The sequence below is a fragment of the Pseudaquabacterium rugosum genome (genome assembly GCF_038066575.1).
GTDB lineage: Bacteria > Pseudomonadota > Gammaproteobacteria > Burkholderiales > Burkholderiaceae_C > Pseudaquabacterium > Pseudaquabacterium rugosum.
Map to the genome: position 1 here is coordinate 22,758 of NZ_JBBUTF010000022.1, position 19,337 is coordinate 42,094.

Sequence of the window (19,337 nt, forward strand, 5' to 3'; positions counted from 1 at the left end):
CTCAGGCCTGCAGCCAGGCGGCGGCCCAGGGCGCGAGCGTCAGCGCATCGCCGTCGCGCTGCGCGCCCTCGCTGAGCGGCAGCAGCTGCGCGCGCTGCGCATCGGCATCGGCCAGGCCCGACAACGAGACCGTCAGCGGCGTGTCCGACAGGTTGAACAGGCACAGCAGCGCCGGTGCGCCAGCATCGGCCGCCTCGGGCCGGCGCCAGAAGGCCAGCAGCTGCGGATGCCCGGGCCACAGCGTCATCGTGCCGCGCAGCAGGGCCGGCTGGTCGCGGCGCCAGTGCAGCAGCGCACGGTAACGGTGGATCAGGGCGGACGGATCGGCCTCGGCGCGGTCGACGGCGCGCGCACGGTGGCTGTCGGCCAGCGGCAGCCAGGGCCGGGTCGCACCGCTGCCGAAGCCCAGGTCCGGCGCATCGGCCACCCACGGCATCGGCGTGCGGCAGCCGTCGCGGCCCTTGAACTCCGGCCACATCGTGATGCCGTACGGGTCCTGCAGGTCCTCGTGGGCGATGGCGGCCTCGGGCAGGCCCAGCTCGTCGCCCTGGTAGATGCAGGGCGAGCCGCGCAGGCTGAGCTGCAGCGCGATGGCCGCGCGCAGCAGGCGCGGATCAGGCTCGGCGCCGCCCCAGCGCGTGGCCAGCCGCGTGACGTCGTGGTTGGACAGCGCCCAGCTCGGCCAGCCCTGGCCGACGACCTCGCCGAAGCGCGTCAGCACCCGGTGCAGGAAGGGCGCGTCATGCCGCTCACCCAGCAGGTCGAAGCAGTAGGCCATGTGCAGCATCGGCGCCCCGCCGGGGCCGGGCGCGGTGTACTCGGCCACGCGGGCCAGGCCGTCGTCATCGCCGACCTCGCCGACCATCGTGCTGCCCGGGAACTCGTCGAGCAGCGCACGCAGCCGCTGCAGGAAGACCAGGTTCTCCGGCTGGCTCTTGTCGAAGCGGTGCCACTGCCAGCCGTAGGGGTTGATCGCGGGCACGGCCGGATCGGTGCCATCGGGCATGCCGCGCGCCGGGTTGTCGCGCAGCTGGCGGTCGTGGACGTAGAAGTTGACCGTGTCGAGCCGGTAGCCGTCGACGCCCAGCTCCAGCCAGAAGCGCACGTCGTCGAGCAGCGCCTGCTGCACCGCCGGTTGGTGGAAGTTCAGGTCGGGCTGGCTGGCCAGGAAGTTGTGCAGGTAGTACTGGCGGCGTCGCGTGTCCCACTGCCAGGCGCTGCCGCCGAAGATGCTGAGCCAGTTGTTGGGCGGCGTGCCGTCGTCCTTGGCATCGGCCCAGACGTACCAGTCGGCCTTGGGGTTGTCGCGGCTGGCGCGGCTCTCGACGAACCAGGGGTGCTGGTCCGAGCTGTGCGACAGCACCTGGTCGATCATCACCCGCAGGCCCAGGCCGTGGGCGCGCGCGACCAGGGCGCGGAAGTCGTCGAGCGTGCCGAACATCGGATCGACGTCGCGGTAGTCCGAGACGTCGTAGCCGAAGTCCTTCATCGGGCTCTTGAAGAACGGCGACAGCCAGATCGCGTCGGCGCCCAGGCGCGCGACGTGTTCGAGCTTCGCGGTGATGCCCGGCAGATCGCCGATGCCGTCACCGTTGGCATCCGCGTAGCTGCGCGGGTAGATCTGGTAGATGACGCCGCCGCGCCACCAGTCGGGGTTGCCTTGCAGGGCCATGGACGGGGATCCTCAGGTTTCGGGTCAGGTCGGGCTCAGCCCTTGACCGCACCGGCGGTCAGGCCGGAGACGATCTTCTTCTGGAAGGCCAGCACGAGGGCGATCAACGGCAGCGTGACCAGCACCGAGGCGGCCATGATCTTGCCCCAGGGGATCTCGTACTTGCTGGCACCGGAGATCAGCGAGATCGACACCGGCACGGTGCGCTCGTTGTTGTCGATGACGAAGGTCAGCGCGAACAGGAACTCGTTCCAGGCCGCGATGAAGGCCAGCAGCCCGGTGGACACCAGCGCCGGCCACAGCAGCGGCAGGAAGACCTTGACGATGATGCGCCAGGGGCTGCAGCCGTCCATGATGGCGGCCTCCTCCAGCTCGACCGGCAGCTGCTTCATGAAGGTGGTCAGCACCCAGACGGTGAAGGGCAGCGTGAAGATCAGGTAGGGCAGCACCAGGCCGGCGGCGCGGTTGTACAGCCCCAGCCAGCGGATCATCTCGAACATGCCCGAGAGCACGGCCACCTGCGGGAACATCGACACCGCCAGGATGGTCACCAGCAGCAGGCCGCGGCCCTTGAACGGGATGCGGCCCAGCGCATAGGCCGCCGTCACACCCAGGAACAGCGACAGCGCGACCACCGCCACCGACACGCCGATCGAGTTGAGGATGTGGCGGCCGAAGGGCTGCTCGGCGATGGTGAACAGGTCGACGTAGTTGCGCAGCGTGGGCGCGGCGGGCACCAGGTCGGTGGAGAACAGCGCCGAGCCGGTCTTCAACGAGGTCGACACCGCATACAGGAAGGGAAACACCGACACCACGGTGACGACGGCGGCCAGCAGGTACAGCAGGGCCGTGCCCGCGCGGCTGCGCGATCCGACGATCTGGCTCATGGGATCAGTTCTCCGACAGCTTCATGCGCGAGACCCGCATGAAGACCAGGGTGGCGGCGCCGATGATCAGGAACAGCGCGGTCGATGCCGCCGAGCCGTAGCCCAGATAGCCGTTGTCGATCATCTCCCGGCGCACGAAGCCGGACATGCTCATCGTGCTGTTGTTGTTCGAGGTCAGCACGTAGATCAGGTCGAAGATGCGCAGCGCGTCGAGCAGGCGGAAGATCACCGCCACCATCAGCGCCGGACGGATCAGCGGCAGCGTGACCTTCCAGAACACGCGCAGCGGATGCACGCCATCGACGCGCGCCGCCTCGTAGCAGTCGGACGGCAGCGTCTGCAGCGCGGCGAGGATCAGCAGCGCCATGAAGGGCGTGGTCTTCCAGACATCGACCGCCACCACCGTCCACAGCGCGTACTCGGGCTGGGCGGTCCAGGCGATCTTGGCCGTGATCAGCCCGGCGCCCTGCAGCAGCGCGTTCACGACGCCGAACTGGTCATGCAGCATCCAACCCCACATCTTGGCCGACACGATGGTGGGGATGGCCCAGGGCACCAGCACCGCCGCCCGGACCCAGGCGCGGCCGCGGAATTCCTGGTTCAGCAGCAGCGCCACGCCCAGGCCCAGCGTCGTCTCCAGGGCCACCGACACCAGCGCGAACTGCAGCGTGTTGCGGATGGCCACGCCCCAGTCGCTGGCCCAGAAGCCCTCGCTGTGGTTCGGGTTGCCGAACAGGCCGTACTCGCCGACATAGTTGTCCCAACCCACGAACTGGGCGGCGGACATGTCGTTGATGTTGGCGTCGGTGAAGCTGAACCAGATCGTGCGGGCCAGGGGCCAGGCGGCCACCAGCAGCAGCGTGACCAGCATCGGCGCCAGGAACAGCCAGGCGGTACGGGACTTGGACGACATCGAGGGCTCCGGGCGCGCGGTCTTCAGCCGATCACCACTTGCCGCGCTGGACCTGCTTGAGCTTGCCTTCGAGCTTCTTCAGCGAGACCTCGGCCTTCTCCTTGCCCGACAGCACGTCGTGCGTGCTGTTCCAGAACGCGGCGCTGACCTCGTTGTACTTCAGGCCCGTGGCGGTGGCCGGACGCGGCACGGCGCTGGTGAACACGTCATAGAGGCTGCCGAAGAACGGGGCGGCGGCCAGCACCTCCTTGTCCTTGTAGAGCTCGGGGATGGTCGGGTTGTACGAGCCCTTGATCGCACGCTCCTTCTGCACGTCCTTGCTCGTCAGGTACATCACCAGATCAGCGGCCTCGGCGGGGGCCTTGGAGTACTTGCTGACGGCCAGCTGCCAGCCGCCGAGGGTGGCCGCGTGCTGGCCGCCCTCGCCGCCCTTGGGCAGGGCCGAGACGCCGATCTTGTCCTTGATCTTGCTGTCGGCGCCGTTGCCCAGGCTCCAGGCATAGGGCCAGTTGCGCATGAACACGGCATTGCCGTTCTGGAACACGCCGCGGGCGTCCTCCTCGCCGTAGTTCAGCACGCCGGCCGGGGCGATGGTGCCGATCCACGAGGCGGCGGTGTTCAGCGCCTTGACCGCGTTCGGGTTGTTGACGGTGATCTTGCCGCCCGCGTCCACGATGTTGCCGCCGCCGTAGCTCCACAGCCATTCCACGGCATCACAGGTCAGGCCCTCGTAGGCCTTGGCCTGGAAGACGAAGCCCTGCATGTCGGCATTGCCGGCCTTGCGCTCGGCGTCCTGGATCTTCCTGGCGGTGGCCGCCAGCTGCTCCCAGGTGGCCGGCGGCTTCTCGCCGTGCTTGTCCAGCAGGTCCTTGCGGTAGTAGAGCAGGCCGGCATCGGTGAACCACGGCATGGCGATCAGCTTGCCGTCGGCCGTGTTGTTGGCGACGATGGACGGGAAGTGGGTTTTCTCCACACCCTTGGAGTAAGGCTTCAGGTCCAGCAGATGGTCCTTGATCATGCCGGGCCAGACCACGTCGACGTTGATCACGTCGAGATCGGCGCTCTTGGCGGCGAACATCTGGCGGAACAGGGCCAGGATGTCGGTCGTCGACTGCGGCGGCGTGAACAGCTTGACCGTGTGGCCGGTCTTCTTCGACCAGGCCTCCGTGTGCTTCTTGCAGAACTCGAAATCCTGGCCCACCGAGCCGCAGGAGATGGTGACGGTGGCGGCTTGCGCGCCGACGAGGCTGCCTGCGGTGAGCAGAGCGGCGACGGCGATGGGCTTGAGGGTCTTGTGCATGGCGTCTCCGGGTTCGGTTCAGGTCGTTCGGACGGCTCGACGGCCGTCAGGCTGCAGCGACGATGGCGGGGCCACCGTGTCCGGCACCTCCATCTCCAAAGCGGTTTGGACTTTATCCAAATCGCTTTGGATCGCGACTCAGGGCATACCCTGGTCCTGGAGATGCACGACGGGGGATGGCCGGCCCGGCGCGGGCGCGGCCGCCGACCTCATTCCGGCGGCGGGCCGATGGTGTCGCCGTCGACGAAGCCCGGCTGGCGCAGCACCTGGCGCTCGGCCAGCGGCTGGCGGCCGGACACGCCCAGCAGCAGCTCGCCCAGCGCCTGCCCGGTGGTGTAGGCCGTGGGCTGGGTGACGGCCGCGACGCGGAACTGGCTGAACAGCGTGTCCTCGGGCACCCCCTCGTTGACGATGACCGAGATGTCACGCCCGATGCGCACACCCGCATCCAGCAGCGCGCGGATCAGGCCGACGCCACCGAGGTTGTTGTCGACGATCACCGCCGTGGGCCGCGGCGAGAGCACCAGCAGCTGCTGGGCGGCCGCATGACCGCTGCGCCGCGCCAGGCTGCCGCCCAGCACCCAGGCCGGATCGGGCTCGATGCCGGCCTCGCGCATCGCCTGCAGATAGCCGGCATGGCGCTGGAACGCGTAGTTCATCTCCAGCGGCGAGTGCACGTAGGCGATGCGCCGGTGGCCGAGCGCCAGCAGCCGCAGCACGGCCAGCCGCGAGCAGGCCTCGTTGTCGAAGTCCAGCCAGGCGTAGCCGTCGGGCTCGGCCGTGCGGCCGTAGGCGACGAAGGGAAAGCCGGTGCGCTGCAGGTAGTCGATGCGGGGATCGTCACGCAGCGTCTGCGCGACCAGCAGCGCGTCCACCCGACGGCCCTTGACCATGCGTTCGTAGACGCGCAGCTCGTTCTGGCGCGGCGCGGTGGCCACCAGCAGATCGGTCTCGGTCTGCTCCAGCGTGTGCGACAGCCCCTCCAGCATCTCGCGGAAGGACGGATTGCCGAGGAACTCGCTGGCGGCCGAGTAGATGACGCCGATGGCGTCGGAGCGGCCCATCGCCACCTGGCGGGCGGCACGGTTGGGTTGGTAGCCGGACTCGCGGGCGGCCTGCTGCACGCGTTCGCGGGTCACCGGGCTCACGTCACTGTAGCCCCCGAGGGCGCGGCTGACCGTCGTCGGCGACAGCCCCAGCCGCGCGGACAGCTCCTTCAGATTGATCGACATCGGGGCCGATTATCCAAGGCCCGGCCGGGCCGGCCAGGACGGCGGCGGGCGGACACCCGGAGTGAAGGAGCCGTTCATGGTCGGCACGGGCCGCGGAAGCGGCCGGAGTTCAAAGCGGTTTGGCCATTGTCCAAAGCGCTTTTGATCCTGAGCATCCGGGTCATCCCCAGGATCGGTCGGCCGGCCGCGGGCCGGGCATCGGCCGGCGGGCCTCGGGGGTGGCCCCTGGCCGATGCCGTGCGCCTCAGTCCATGTGGCGGCGCGCCATCGCGCGCAGGTCCTCGGCGTAGGACGGCTGGGTGGCCTCGTAGTGGGCGGCCAGCTCCATCAGCTCCTCGGCATTGCGCGGCTCGCTGCTGACCGGGGCCTGCCACCAGCGGCCCAGCGCACCGACGGCGGTCTGGATACCGGCGGCGACGCGGGCGAAGGCCAGATCCAGCGGGCTGCTGTGGCGGAAGGACATGCTGTGGGCGGTCATGGCGGGCTCCTGGGTAGGGCGTCAGGTCGTGGCGCGCCGGTGTGCCGTGCGCCGCTCGGGGGCCTCCGGATCCGAAGGCATCCTGGGGTAAACCCCGATGCTTCGCAGTCTAGGGTTAACCCGCAGTCGGCGTCCGGTGGAAATGCGCATCCCTGATATTCGCGTCAGTGATGACACGGCCATCGAGTGGCCACAGACATGAACTTCCGCACATTCGACCTCAATCTGCTGCGCGTGTTCGACGCCGTGATGGCCGAGCGCAACCTGACCCGCGCCGCCGGTCAGCTGGCGATGACCCAGCCCGCCGTCAGCCAGGCGCTGCGCCGGCTGCGCGAGGCGGTGGGCGAGCCGCTGTTCACCCGCGCCGCCCACGGCGTGCGCCCCACCCAGCGCGCGCACGACCTGTGGCCGCCGGTGCAGCAGGCCCTGCGCCAGCTGCGCCAGACGCTGGACCCGGTCGACTACGACCCGCAGACCGCGCCGCAGTCCTTCGTGCTGGCGATGGCCGACGCCACCGCCGCGCTGATGCTGCCGCCGCTGATGGCCGATCTCGGCGCCCGCGCCGCGCAGGCCCGGCTGCGCGTGCTGCCGCTGGCCACCCGCGATCCGGGCGCCCTGCTCGACCGTGGCGAGGCCGATCTGGCCATCGGCCACTTCCCCGAGGTGGTGGCGCGCCTGTCCGGCCTGGGCGCCCAGGCCGATCTGGCCCACCGCGCACTCTACCCATCGCGTTATGTGTGTGTCATGCGGCGCGGACACCCGCTGGCCGACGGGCCGCTGGATCTGGAGCGCTACTGCGCCGCCGACCACCTGCTGGTGAGCTTCTCCGGCCGGCCGCAGGGCCTGATCGACGAGGCGCTGAGCGCGCTCGGCCGCCAGCGCCGGCTGGTGCTGACGGTCAACCAGTTCTTCACCGCCGGCCGCGTGGTGGCCGCCACCGACCTGCTGGCGGTGCTGCCCGAGGCCTTCCTGCCGATGACGGGCGCGGCCGAGGCGCTGATCAGCCGCCCGCTGCCGCTGCCGATCGCGCCGATGGCGGTGCACCTGCTGTGGCACCGCCGGCTCGACCACCATCCGGCCCAGCGCTGGTTGCGCGAGCGGCTGCTGGCGGCCGCCGCGGCCGGGCCGGCGCCCGAGCTCAGAACCGGGCGCTGACGCTCAGCCGCAGCGCCCGCCCCGGCTCGCGTGAGCCGACCACCCCCTCGTAGCCCGCGATCGACTGGAAATCCTCGTTGCTGCCGTGGTCCAGATGGTCGTGGTCGAACACGTTCTTGAGCACCAGCGAGACGGTCCAGTCCGGCGCGGCCCTCGGACGCCAGTCGGCCTGCAGGTCGTGCACCGCATAGCCGGGCTTGCGCACCGTGCCCACGGCCGTCTCCAACGCGTCGATGGCGCGCACGAAGCGGCCCTGCCAGCCCAGCTCCAGCTGCGGCGTGGCCCGCCACTGCGCCTGGGCGCTGAGGGTGTCGCCCTGGCTGGTGCCCAGGCCGTTGTGCTCGTAGGCGTTCAGGCGCCGCCCGTTCAGCGTGGCCCGCACATGCTGCAGGCCGGCGCCGTACTGCCAGGCGCCCTGCCCGCCGTTGGCCTGCAGCAGCCAACCCTGCGAGCGCAGGCGGCCGACGTTCTCGTAGCGCACCGGACGGCCCAGCGGATCGGCGATCACGTCGTCGACCGTGGTGCGGAAGAGCCGGCCATCGAGCGTCCAGCCGCCGAGCCGGCGCAGCACGCCCAGCTCGGAGCCGGCGGCCTGTTCGGGGCGCAGATCGGCGGCGCTGGCCGCCAGCACGTCCTGCTTGAAGGCGTCGCGCACCTTGGGTCCGCGCAGCGCCCGGCCATGGCCGGCATGCAGCGCCCAGCCGTTCGGTGACTGCCAGCGCAGCGTGGCGTTCGGGCTGTAGCCGTCGGCCGCGCGCTGCGCGCCGTCGACGGTGCTCAGGCGCCAGCGGTCATGGCGCAGGCCCAGGTCCAGCGTCCAGGCGGGCTGCAGCCGCAGCGTGGCCTGGGCATAGGCGCCGCTGACCCGGCCCCGCTCGGCATGGTCGTCCGGGCTGCTGCCGGCGCCCGAGCGGATGCGGTCGAGCCGGTGGTCGATGCCGTAGACCAGCTGGCCCCAGCCACCCTGGGCGATGTTGCGCAGGTCCAGCCCGCTGCTGTGGACCCGGCCGGTGAACAGGCCCCAGCGGCCGACCACGTCCTGCTGCAGGTCCTGGCGGCTGTCGTAGGCCGTGGCCTCGACATGGACGGACGGGTGGCCGGGATCCCAGGTCCAGCCCAGGGTGCCGCTGCGCCGGCTGCTCTCCAGCGGGTAGGCGGCGTTGAAGCTGCTGATCACCCATTGCGGCCGCTGGGCGCGCAGGCCCTCGTCGCGCTGCTGCTGCAGGCCCAGGCTCAGGCGGTGGCCCTGCCAGGGCTCGCCGACGAGCTTGAACATCCCCAGGCGCTGGCGGGCCCCGCTGCCGGTGACGGTGCGGCCGGCCCCGTCGCGGTAGTCGTTCTCGTCCTGGTCGGTCAGCGCCAGCAGGGCCGACCAGTCCTCGTTCAGGCGGCCGAACAGGCTGGTGTGGACGCGGCTGCCCCGGCCATTGCCGCTGTGGCCGAGCTTGACCAGCGCCCCGGCGCGCTCGCCCGGGCGCAGCAGATCCTGCGGATCCTTGGTCTCGAAGCGCAGGGCGCCGCCGAGGGCGCCGGGGCCGGCGGTCGCATCACCCGGGCCGGCCTGCAGGCTGACGCGCTTGAGCAGCTCGGGCTCGACCTGGATGCGGCCGGTGTGGTGGAAGGTCTGGCCCGCGACGGCCGCGCCATCGACGGTGACCTGCAGCAGCGTGTCCTCCAGGCCGCGCAGATAGACCTTCTGGGCCACCGCGTGGCCGCCGCCGACGACCACGTCCGCCTGGCCGGCGAACACGTCCTCCAGGTCGCGGGCCTGGGTCCGCTGCAGGGTGGCGGCCGTGACGCGGGCCGGTTCACCGGGGCGCTCCTCGCGGCCACGCACTCGCAGCGCCGGCAGGCCGACCTCGGCCACCGCGGCGGGGGCCGGCGTGGCGGCCGTGGCCGTGGCCGTGGCCGTGGCCGGGGTCGTGACGCCTGCCGGCAGGCCGGCGGCAGCGCCGGCCGCGGCGGCGCGCAGCACGGTCCAGCCGCCCTGGGGCAGCGCCTGCGCCTGCAGGCCGGTGCCGTCCAGGATGCGGGCCAGGCCGTCCTTCCAGGCCCAGCGGCCCTGCAGGCCGGCGCTGCGCAGGCCGGCCGTCAGCCGCGCATCGACGACCAGGGTCACGCCGGCCTGGGCGGCGTAGCGGTTGAGCACCTCGTCGAGCGTGCCGGCGGAGATGTCGTGCTGCACGAGCCGGGCCTGCTGCTGCTGCTGCTGCTGCTGCTGCGGCGGCGGCGCCACGGCATCGGCGGCCCGGGCCTGCGGCATGGCGCCGGCCAGCAGGGCCCAGACGGCCAGGGCGGCGGCGGTGTGCGCCGGCGGACGGGCGGCGGCCCGGTCGCGCGACGCGAGGAACGGATGCGGGCATCGCGGGATGGGCTGGGCGGTCGGTGTGGGCACGGGATTCCTCCTGGACATCGTGGGCAACGGGGAGCGGCCCCCCAGGCCACCCCTACACCCCGCTATCCCGGACGAGCCGCCCGGGCGTTCGGTGACTGAGCCCTGCCCCGCCACATCACCCCCGCGATCAGGGGGGATGTCGATCGACACCGCCGCTCAGGCCGCCCGCACCGACACCCACCAGGGCCCCAGCCGCTGCAGGCGCAGCGGCAGCACCTGCACCAGCGCCTCCAGCGCGGCATCGACCGGCTGCAGCGCGAACACGCCGCTGACCGGCCAGCGCGCCACCGCCGCATCCCAGCGCAGCCAGCCCGCGCGGTAGCGGCCGAGCTCGGCCAGCAGCTCGCCCAGGGGCTGGCGCTCGACGGCCAGCAGGCCGCGGGTCCAGGCATCGGCCAGTGTCGGCAGCGGCTGCAGCGGGCCGATGGCGCCGGCCGTCCACCAGCACTGGGCGGCCGCCGGCACCCGGCGCGGCGCCGCCGGGCCGTGACCGCGCACGACGGCCGCGCCGGCATGGACCTGCAGCCGGCTGCCCCGCCCACGCTCGGCGGCCACGTGGCGCACCGACACCCGGGCCCCGGGGGCGAACACCTCACCGGCGGGCGTGCGCACGGTCCAGGCGCCCCGGACGCCCTCGCCCTCGCCCTGCGCACCACCCTGCACGCCCGTCCCCCCCCGTGCGAGCGGGCCCGGCGCCAGCAGCAGCTCGCCCTCGTACAGCCGCAGCGTGCGCGCGACCGGATCGACATCGACCGCCGTGGCCGTGCCCAGATGCAGCTGGCTGCCATCGGCCAGCGTCCAGGCCCGCCACTGGCCGACGGCGGTGCGATGGTCGGCGTCCCCGGCGGCCAGCCGCCCACCCGCCGATGGATCGAGGCCGCGCCAGAGGGCGGTGCCGCCGCCCAGGACCAGGCCCGCGCCGAGCAGACGGCGGCGCAGCGGAGCGGGCGTCTGCCGGGACGACGGCGCGGCCGCACCCGGTGAGCCGCCGGCCGGAGCGGCAGACCCGGCCGTGGGCGTGCCGCGCTCGACCGCCGCGGCATGGCCGTCGTCCCGGGCGGGCCGCCGCACGGCGGAGGGACCGGCGCCCGGGCCGGCTCCGGCTCCGACACCTGCAGCGGCGCCGCCCGCCAGCCCCTCCAGGCACAGGCCGAAGCGGCGCACCTGCTGCCAGGCCTGCTGATGCGCCGCCGAGCGCTGGTGCCAGCGCTCGAAGCGGGCCCGCTCGGCCGCCGTCACCTCGCCCGACCACAGACAGACCTGCCAGCGCAGGGCCTCGTCGCGCAGGCGGTCGCTCACGGCGCCACGGCCCCGGTCGCGTCATCGGCCGCGTCACCGGCGGTGTCACCCACCGCATCACCGACGGTGCCACCGTCCGGCAGGCCGCCCGCCGCCCCGTCGAAGGCGGCATGGCAGGCCTGCAGTGCGCGCAGCATGTCGGCCCGCACGGTGGCCGGCGCACAGCCCTGGCGCCCGGCGATCTCGCGGTAGCTCAGGCCCTCCAGCCGCGACAGCAGGAAGGTGTCGCGGCAGCGCGGGGGCAGTGCCTGCAGCGCCCGGTCGATCAGGCGCAGGCTCTGCAGCAGCACGGCCTGCTGCTCGGCCGACAGCGCCAGCGCCTCGGGCTGCACGGCCAGGTGCTGCAACCAGGCCTGTTCCAGCACCTGGCGTCGATGGCCGTCGATGACCAGCGCGCGGGCAATCTGCAGCAGGAAGGCGCGGGCCTGGGCGGGCTCGGGCAGCCGGCCGCTGACGATCAGGCGCAGCCAGGTGTCCTGGGCCAGATCGGCGGCCCGGTGGCCGCAGCCCAGCCGCCGCCGCAGCCAGGCCAGCAGCCAGCCCTGGTGATCGCGGTACAGCAGACCGGCGGCCAGCCCCTCCCGGGGCGACAGCGCCGCGCTCACCGCGACGGCGGTCGCCGGGCCTGCACCCAGGCCAGCGTCCAGGCGACGGACACCACGCCCACCGTCATCAGCATCAGCCAGACCAGCAGGGCCATCGAGCCGCGGTCGACCTGCAGACACAGGACGAAGGACAGCGCCAGCGCCAGGCCGGCCAGCACGCGCAGACCTGTCCGGCCGGCCGGCTGCGCCAGGAGGCGCGCGAGCCAGGCCGGCCGCGCCGGTGCGTGCTCGTCCATCGCCAGGGCCAGGCCGACCATGCCGGCCAGCGCGGCCAGGGCCGCCAGCAGCAGCACGGCGGCGGCCGGCAACGCCACGACAGTGCCGCTCATCGGGCCCGCCCTTCGCGCAGCGCATGCACCGTGGCCACGGCCGCGGCATCGGCACCGCGCGGGGCCACACCGGCCGTGGCCACGCCCGCCGCAGCCGCAGCCGCCGCATCGGCACCCGCCGCGGCGTTCCAGGTGGGCGGCCGGCCCAGGCCGGCGGCCGCGCGGCGGGCCAGACGCTGCGCCGCCCACAGCGCCAGCAGCGCGGTCACCAGCAGGCTCAGGTCGACGCCGGCCACCGCCATGTCCGGTTGCAGGAACAAGGTGCGGCCCAGGTGATCGCCCGTCGTCCAGGCATTGAGCGCGACCGCGGCCACGGCCAGCACGGCCAGCGCCAGGCACTGCTCGCGCCAGGCCGGGTTCAGCCGTGCCCGGGCCACCGGCGCGCCACGCCAGGCCGCATGCAGGCCGGCCGCCAGCCAGACGCCCCAGAACACGCCCTGCTCCCAGTCGCCCTTGCCCACCAGATCGGCCGGCAGCGCCCGGTTGGCCACCAGCATGCCGACGGCCGCCAGCACCATGCCGGTGACGCTGGCCACGCCCAGCGCATCGACCACCCGCGCCCCGATCCGCCCCTGACGCGCATGCTGCTGCTTGCGCTTCTCGACGAAGAAGAGGAAGCCGGTGGCCAGGCACACGCAGCCCAGCAGGCCGCCGGCCACGTACAGCCAGCGCAGCAGCCAGTGCTCGAAATGCTGCAGGTGCAGGCCGACGAAGAACTCGTGCAGGCCGGAGACGGCCGGCGGCTCGGGCTCCTCGTGCAGCACCTCGCCGGTGCTGCCCTTGAAGTGGATGGCCTGGCCGACCAGCGCGATGCGGTCGCTGCCCGCCCGGTAGAGGCTGACGATGGCATTGGCATCGCCGACGTGGCGCACCATCAGGAAGCCGACATCGCCGGCCATGTCGCGCGCGGCCCAGCGCCGGCGGGCCTCGACCATCATCGCGTCGACCGAGGCCAGCGGCGCGGCGATGCCCGCGCGCTCGTGCGGCAGGCCGGTGGCCTGCGCCTCGGCCACCTCGTGCTGGTCGTGCAGCGGCTTGAGCGGCCACAGCGTGACCGGCAGGAAGTAGCTGGACGCGAAGATCAGCAGCCCGGTGAAGGCGAAGAAGAAGTGGAAGGGCAGGCCCGCCACGCCGCTGAGGTTGTGCAGATCGAGCGTGCTGCGCTGCACCGACTTGCGCGGCCGGAAAGTGAAGAACTCGCGGAAGATGCGGCGGTGGATGATCACCCCGCTGACCAGCGCGGCCATCATCACCAGCCCCGCCAGGCCGACCAGGTAGATGCCCAGGTTCATCCAGCCCAGGTGCAGGCCGTAGTGCATCGGATAGAACCAGGCACTGCCGATCTTGAGCTGGTCGGCCCGCACCGCGCGGCCGTCGCGCGGATCGATCGTCGCCTGGCCGTGGATGTGGTTGTGGGTCGACGGATCGCGCGGCTGCGGCACCCGGAAGCCCGTGCCGATGGCCAGCACCGGATCGCGATGCGTGGTGTAGGCCCAGTACTCGTCGGCCGGCAGCTCCAGCCGGGGCGTGGCCGGCCCGCGGGCCGCATCGTGCAGCGCCGGCATCTGCGCGGCGTACTCGGCCTCGTCGGGCTGCACCCGCTGCAGGGCCGGCAGCAGCACGCGGTCGAACGAGGGCATGGGCTGCGGCGCGAAGCGGGTCTGCGGCAGCGCCCAACGGTCGATCTCGCGGTCGAAGACCGAGAGCGCGCCGAAGAAGAAGACCACGATCAGCACGAAGCCGATCACCAGCCCGAACCAGGTGTGCAGCCAGGCCATGGCCTGACGGAGAGGGGCGGTCATGGGAACTCCTCGTCTCGAACGTCAGGCGACCAGGCGGGACTGCAGCGCCAGCGCCAGCGCGGTCGGCAGCGCGGTGCCCAGCGCCAGCACCCAGCCGACCCGGCGCAGGCTGCGGGCGACCAGCACCCACAGGAACAGCACCAGGAACAGCAGCAGGCCGGCCATCGTCATCGTCTGCTCGGCCGGATGGAAATCGACCCCGACGCCGACCAGCAGGGCCACCCCGCCGGCGGTCACCGCCCAGGTGCAGGCCCAGGCGCCGAAGATGGCCGCCAGCACGCGCAAGGTGATCTGCATCGCCGGCCTCAGAAGCTGTAGCGCGCGCTCAGGCGCGTGGTGCGTGGTGCACCCCAGCCGTAGGAGCTGTAGAAGCCCACCTGGCTGTAGTAGCGCTTGTCGAGGGCGTTGTCGACGTTGAGCTGCAGCGCGAGCGCCGGCTGCACCTGCCAGCGCGCCATCAGGCTGACCAGCGCGTAGGCGCCCTGCGACACGCGCTCGGCCTGGCCCAGCGGGTTGCTGCCGTCGGCCCAGACCGCGCTTTCCCAGTTCACGCCGCCGCCCACGGTGACGGCCTGCCACTGCGCGGGCAGGCGCCAGCGGGTGTGCAGCTTCAGCGTGCGCCGCGGATGGTCGCTGTTGACGGCCTGGCCCTGCGCATCCTCGGCGATGAAGTGGGACCAGCCGGCCGACAGCTGCCAGTCGGCGCTCGGCGAGCCGGTCAGCTCCAGCTCGTAGCCGCGGCTGGTCGCGCCTTCGCTGGCATAGGACGCCTCGACGGGCGGGCTGGTGCCGGGCACGTACTGGCCGGTGTCGGTCTGCGCCAACCCGTCCTGGCGGATGTGGAACAGGCTGGCCTGGCCCTGCAGCCGGCCGTCCAGGAAATCGCCCTTCAGGCCGACCTCGCTGACGCGGCCGATGACCGGTGCGAGATAGGCGCCGTAGCGGTCGCGCTCGGTCTGCGGCTTGAAGATGCTGGTGTGGCTGGCATAGGCCGACAGGCGCTCGTCCAGATCCAGCACCAGCCCCAGATAGGGCGTCAGGCGATCGGCCTGCAGCTTCACGCCGCTGCTGGTGACGTCCTTGCGCCAGCGGGTCTGGCGCAGGCCGGCGATGAGCTTGAGGTCATCGGCCAGGCTGAAACGGCCGACGGCCGACAGCGCGGTCTGGCGCGTCTCGTAGGACTCGTAGGGGCTGGCGCTGGTCCAGGCCGGCTCGGCATAGCTGCCGTCCCAGGCGCGGATGTCGCCCACGCTGTCGAGCGCGGCCCAGTCGAAGCCCCAGCCGAGCGCGGCGAAGTCCTGCCGCGCGTGGTGCAGGTTCACGCTCAGCTCGTGGCGGCGGCCGAACAGCTGCAGCGGGCCGCTGGCGCGCAGGCTCAGGTCGTCCTGCGTGCGCTCGGTGTCATAACGGCCGGGCCAGGCGGACATGCCCAGACCCGTGGTGGCATCGGCATAACCGTAGAGATAGAGCAACTTGGAGTGGCTCTCGGTCTGCACCCGCTGCAGCACGCCACGCAGGCTCCAGCCGCCGGCCAGCGTGTGGCGCAGGTCGACGTTGAGCTTGCGGTTGTCGGTCAGCCAGCGCGTCCAGCGGGCGGCGGTGGTGTCCGACAGGCCGAAGTCGGTGTCGCTGCCATCGGCATACCAGGTCGGCAGCGCGCCCCAGGTCGGGCCCTTCGGGTCGTTGCGCTGCACGCTCCAGGAGACGTCGAGCTGGGTGCGCGGCCCCAGGTCGGCGCCGAGGGTCGCCAGCAGCAGCTGACGGTTGTCCTGTGCGTAGCGGCGCCAGGAATCCTGCTGACCGGCCAAGGCCACCACGCGGCCGCGCAGGTCGCCGCGGGCGTCCAGCGGCGCGCTGACGTCGACCATGCCCTCGCGCAGCGAGCGGCTGCCCAGGCTCAGCTGGGCCTGGCCGGTCAGCGTGCGCGCGGTGGCCCGCTTCTGCACCAGGTTGATGGCCGCGCCCGGATCACCGACCCCGGCGACCAGACCGGCCGCCCCGCGCACGACCTCGACCCGGTCGTAGAACTCGGCCGGCAACAGCGTCTCGCCGCCGGCCCAGCTGGCCTCCCAGGCCATGGGCAGGCCGTCGTGCAGCAGGCTGGAGATGTCGAAGCCACGCGCCTTGTAGCCGTGGCGGTGGCTGTCGTATTCCTTGGCCGTCACGCCGGTGGCGGCGTTGACGATGTCGGTGACGGTGGCGAGCGCCTGGTCCTCGATGCGCTGGCGGGTGATGACGGTGACGGCCTGCGGCGTCTCGCGCGGGCTCAGGTTCAGGCCGGTGGCGGTGGACGTGCTTTCCGCGTGATAGGCGCCGGTGCCCTCCGTCGGCGCAGACCGGTCGGCGGCCATCGCCCGGGCACGGACCTTCAGCGGCTGCAGCGCGGTCGTGGCGGACGCGGCGGGGGCCGGGGCCTGCACGGTGGCAGTGGCGGTGGCGGTGGCGGTGGCCGGTGCCGTGGCAGCCGGCGGCTCAGCGGACGGGGACTGGGCCAGGGCCGGGCCGGCGACGGCAGCCAGGGACGTGCAGCAGGCGACGGCGCGGGGCCAGGCCATGCGGGGCCGGCGGCGGCCTCGGACAGGGTTCGACATCGGATGACGGAAGACAGCAGGGACACGGATGCCGGCGGCGGACCGTGACCACGGTGCTGCCGGCAGGACGGACCGCATCCGGGCGACGGCTACCGGATGCACCGCCCCGCAGGACTGAACGCTGCGGGCACGGCACGGCGGATCCGGCGGGCGGATCGGCCGATTCAGGACGAATCAATGCAAATGATAACGCCTCGCATTGCGATTCATCAAATCCGCACCTCAACCCAGGGCATGCACCGCCGCACGCCAGCGCTGCCCGACCGCGGCCCAGTCCATCACCTGGAAGAAGGCGGCGACGTACTCGGCCCGCCGGTTCTGGTACTTCAGGTAGTAGGCATGCTCCCAGACGTCCAGCCCGGCCAGCGGCTGGTGGCCGTGCATCAGCGGGCTGTCCTGGTTGGCGCTGCTCTCGATGACCAGATGGCCATCCGGCTTCAGGCACAGCCAGGCCCAGCCGCTGCCGAAGCGGCTGAGCGCGGCCTCGGTCCAGCGGGTGCGGAAGCCCTCGATGCCGCCCAGGTCGCGCGTCAGGGAGGCCGCCAGTTCGGCGTCGGGCGTCCCGCCGCCCGGCGTCATGGTCTGCCAGAACAGGCTGTGGTTGGCATGGCCGCCGCCGTGGTTGCGCACGGCGCCCTGCAGCGTCGCGGGCAGGTCGTCCCAGCGCCGCAGCAGGGCCTCGACCGGCAGGTCTTCCAGGCCGCTGCCGGCCAGGGCCTTGTTCAGGCCGTCGACATAGGTCTGATGGTGGCGGCCATGGTGGATCTCCATGGTCGCGGTGTCGATGCAGGGCTCCAGCGCGGACGTGGGCCAGGGCAAGGCGGGCAGGACGTGGGGCATGAGGAAGCAAGGCTCCAGCAGAGGGTTCCGGTCAGACCGGAAACGGCACGGCGGCGCAGGGCCGCCGCGGGATCAGTGCAGACGCCGTGGCCCGGCCGGCGCCGGTGGCGTCGATCGGGTGGAGGACGGGGCCGTGCCGGCCGGCGCGGGCACGGCCGGCGGCCAGCCCGCCGACAGCCAGCGGCGCAACTCCGGCATCGGCCCGTGGCAGGCATCCAGACGGCTCAGGGCCGACAGCGTGGCCGGCAGCTGCGAGGCGGCGGCCGCCCGCAACGCGGCCGGTGTGCGGCCATCGGCCAGCGCGCCCAGCAGGCTGGCGTGGATGGACAGCACGGTGCGCACGGCCGCCTCCACCCGGCCGCAGCCGCGCAGGGCCTCGGACAGGTTCAGGTGGCTGACGGTCAGCGTGGCCAGGGCATCGTCCATTGCCGGCCAGCGGTGGAAGGCCGACAGCACCATCGCGCGGGCTTCCTCGTAGAGCGGCACCGCGCGTTCGCACAGACCGTGCTCGTACAGACCGTGGGCGCGCAGGGTCAGCTGCTCCCAGAGACGGACGACGTCGTGTGGCATGGGATCAGGCCAGCAGATGGTCGAGCGCCGTCATCAGCACGAAGCCCAGCAGCAGCCCGGTGGTGGCCGAGCGCTCGTGGCCCTGGCGGTGGGACTCGGGGATGACCTCGTGGCTGACGACGAACAGCATGGCCCCCGCCGCGAAGGCCAGCGCCGCCGGCAGCGCCGCCTGCGCCGGGGCCAGCGCCAGGGCCGCCACCACCGCCGCCAAGGGCTCGACCAGACCCGAGACCGCGCCGATCACCGCCGCGCGCCAGCGCGCCATGCCCGCCTGCCACAGCGCCAGTGCGACGAGCAGGCCTTCGGGCACATCCTGCAGCGCGATGCCGATGCCCAGCGCGGAGGCCTGGCCCTCGGTCAGGCCCACGGCCGCCACGCCCAGCGCCAGCCCCTCGGGCAGGTTGTGCAGGACGATGGCCAGCACGAACAGCAGGCTGCGCCGCCACGGCAGCTCGGCGCCACCCACCGCAGGCCGGCCGCCATCGGGCTGGTGCTGGTGCGGCAGCACACGCTCCAGCGCCATCAGCGTGAAGCCGCCGGCCAGCAAGGCCAGGAGCACGCCCACGGCCCCACCGGCGCCGAAGGCCGACGGTCCGCGCACCATCTGCAGCGCCGGCAGGATCAGCGACCAGGCCGACGCCGCCAGCATCACCCCGGCACCGAAGCCCAGCAGCACGTCCAGCATCTGGCGCGACGGCGCCCGCAGCAACAGCATCGGCAACACCCCGAGGGCGGTCGCCAGGGCCGCGCCGCTGGACAGCAGCAGCGCATGGCGCACGTCCACCGCGGTGGCCTGCGCCCACAGCGGGGCCAACGTCACCCACAGGCCGGCCAGGCAGATCGACAGACCGATCCACTGGCGCGGCAACAGGCTGCGGCCGCTCATGGCAGCCCCCCGACCGGCACCCACCACCAGACGGCACCGACCACGGCCAGCACCAGCCCCCAGTCCGTCAGGGCCTGCCAGCGGGACGAGCGGCGGGCCGCCTGGCGCGGACATTCACGCGCGGCCGACCGCCGGTCCGACCACCACCCGAACCGCAGGCCGGCCCGCGCTGGCCGCCGCGACGGCCGACCCGCCACCCGGCAAGCCTCCAGGGACACCCCTGCAGAGCCACGCGCAACAGACATCCCCAGCCTCCTTCAGCAAGGATCGAAGGCTGGCGCTGGGCTGGCGTTCGGATGGAACGATCGGACGATGCTCAGGCGGCGCCCCCGGCCGGCCCCGGACACACAGGCCGGGACGGCCGGACACCGCCTCACAATCGA

Annotated in this window: 17 protein-coding genes; 1 reads left to right on the forward strand and 16 read right to left on the reverse strand. The window is 72.8% G+C overall.

Features of this window, described 5'->3' with window-relative positions; genetic code table 11:
* Position 1 precedes the first annotated feature (1 nt).
* The 6 genes from AACH11_RS20285 to AACH11_RS20310 form a co-directional block, all read right to left on the reverse strand.
* Complete coding sequence (locus tag AACH11_RS20285; RefSeq protein WP_341376092.1) at positions 2 to 1,672, reverse strand: alpha-amylase family glycosyl hydrolase; 1,671 nt, start codon at positions 1,670 to 1,672, stop codon at positions 2 to 4.
* Between the two features lie 35 nt (positions 1,673 to 1,707).
* Positions 1,708 to 2,559, reverse strand: coding sequence for a carbohydrate ABC transporter permease (locus AACH11_RS20290; protein ID WP_341376093.1), 852 nt, complete (start codon positions 2,557 to 2,559; stop codon positions 1,708 to 1,710).
* A 4-nt stretch (positions 2,560 to 2,563) separates the two neighbouring features.
* A complete protein-coding gene (locus AACH11_RS20295) occupies positions 2,564 to 3,472 on the reverse strand; it encodes a carbohydrate ABC transporter permease (RefSeq protein WP_341376094.1) in 909 nt (302 codons plus the stop codon).
* Positions 3,473 to 3,503: 31 nt separating this feature from the next.
* Complete coding sequence (locus AACH11_RS20300; RefSeq protein ID WP_341376095.1) at positions 3,504 to 4,772, reverse strand: ABC transporter substrate-binding protein; 1,269 nt, start codon at positions 4,770 to 4,772, stop codon at positions 3,504 to 3,506.
* Between the two features lie 209 nt (positions 4,773 to 4,981).
* Positions 4,982 to 6,004 (reverse strand): substrate-binding domain-containing protein, encoded by a 1,023-nt coding sequence (locus tag AACH11_RS20305; protein ID WP_341376096.1) that lies wholly within the window; start codon positions 6,002 to 6,004, stop codon positions 4,982 to 4,984.
* A 244-nt stretch (positions 6,005 to 6,248) separates the two neighbouring features.
* Positions 6,249 to 6,482, reverse strand: coding sequence for a hypothetical protein (locus AACH11_RS20310; protein WP_341376097.1), 234 nt, complete (start codon positions 6,480 to 6,482; stop codon positions 6,249 to 6,251).
* Between the two features lie 198 nt (positions 6,483 to 6,680).
* On the opposite strand from AACH11_RS20310, the gene AACH11_RS20315 reads away from it, so the two are divergent.
* A complete protein-coding gene (locus AACH11_RS20315) occupies positions 6,681 to 7,637 on the forward strand; it encodes a LysR family transcriptional regulator (protein WP_341376098.1) in 957 nt (318 codons plus the stop codon).
* On the opposite strand, the gene AACH11_RS20320 is transcribed toward AACH11_RS20315, so the two are convergent.
* The 10 genes from AACH11_RS20320 to AACH11_RS20365 all read right to left on the reverse strand — a co-directional run bounded on the left by AACH11_RS20320 (position 7,621) and on the right by AACH11_RS20365 (position 18,954).
* Positions 7,621 to 10,032 carry a TonB-dependent receptor gene (locus tag AACH11_RS20320; protein WP_341376099.1) on the reverse strand — a complete coding sequence of 804 codons (2,412 nt, stop codon included), beginning with the start codon at positions 10,030 to 10,032 and terminating at the stop codon, positions 7,621 to 7,623. The genes AACH11_RS20315 and AACH11_RS20320 overlap by 17 nt on opposite strands.
* Positions 10,033 to 10,188: 156 nt before the next feature.
* Complete coding sequence (locus tag AACH11_RS20325) at positions 10,189 to 11,331, reverse strand: DUF4880 domain-containing protein (RefSeq protein ID WP_341376100.1); 1,143 nt, start codon at positions 11,329 to 11,331, stop codon at positions 10,189 to 10,191.
* The gene (locus tag AACH11_RS20330) at positions 11,328 to 11,936 is read right to left on the reverse strand and encodes a sigma-70 family RNA polymerase sigma factor (RefSeq protein ID WP_341376101.1); all 609 of its coding nucleotides are present in this window, start codon (positions 11,934 to 11,936) and stop codon (positions 11,328 to 11,330) included. Before AACH11_RS20330 ends, AACH11_RS20325 begins: the two co-directional genes overlap by 4 nt.
* On the reverse strand, positions 11,933 to 12,265 hold the full coding sequence (locus tag AACH11_RS20335) for a DUF3325 family protein (protein ID WP_341376102.1): 333 nt from the start codon (positions 12,263 to 12,265) through the stop codon (positions 11,933 to 11,935). The genes AACH11_RS20330 and AACH11_RS20335 overlap by 4 nt, the downstream gene beginning before the upstream one ends.
* Positions 12,262 to 14,067: a PepSY-associated TM helix domain-containing protein gene (locus tag AACH11_RS20340; protein WP_341376103.1), complete on the reverse strand. Its 1,806-nt coding sequence runs from the start codon at positions 14,065 to 14,067 to the stop codon at positions 12,262 to 12,264. Before AACH11_RS20340 ends, AACH11_RS20335 begins: the two co-directional genes overlap by 4 nt.
* 21 nt (positions 14,068 to 14,088) lie before the next feature.
* Positions 14,089 to 14,364: an iron uptake protein gene (locus tag AACH11_RS20345; protein ID WP_341376104.1), complete on the reverse strand. Its 276-nt coding sequence runs from the start codon at positions 14,362 to 14,364 to the stop codon at positions 14,089 to 14,091.
* 8 nt (positions 14,365 to 14,372) lie between these two features.
* On the reverse strand, positions 14,373 to 16,622 hold the full coding sequence (locus AACH11_RS20350) for a TonB-dependent siderophore receptor (protein ID WP_341376105.1): 2,250 nt from the start codon (positions 16,620 to 16,622) through the stop codon (positions 14,373 to 14,375).
* 258 nt (positions 16,623 to 16,880) lie between these two features.
* Positions 16,881 to 17,498 (reverse strand): superoxide dismutase, encoded by a 618-nt coding sequence (locus AACH11_RS20355; RefSeq protein ID WP_341376106.1) that lies wholly within the window; start codon positions 17,496 to 17,498, stop codon positions 16,881 to 16,883.
* Between the two features lie 72 nt (positions 17,499 to 17,570).
* A complete protein-coding gene (locus AACH11_RS20360; protein WP_341376107.1) occupies positions 17,571 to 18,068 on the reverse strand; it encodes a hypothetical protein in 498 nt (165 codons plus the stop codon).
* A gap of 4 nt (positions 18,069 to 18,072) precedes the next feature.
* A complete protein-coding gene (locus tag AACH11_RS20365; RefSeq protein WP_341376108.1) occupies positions 18,073 to 18,954 on the reverse strand; it encodes a ZIP family metal transporter in 882 nt (293 codons plus the stop codon).
* Positions 18,955 to 19,337: the final 383 nt, after the last annotated feature.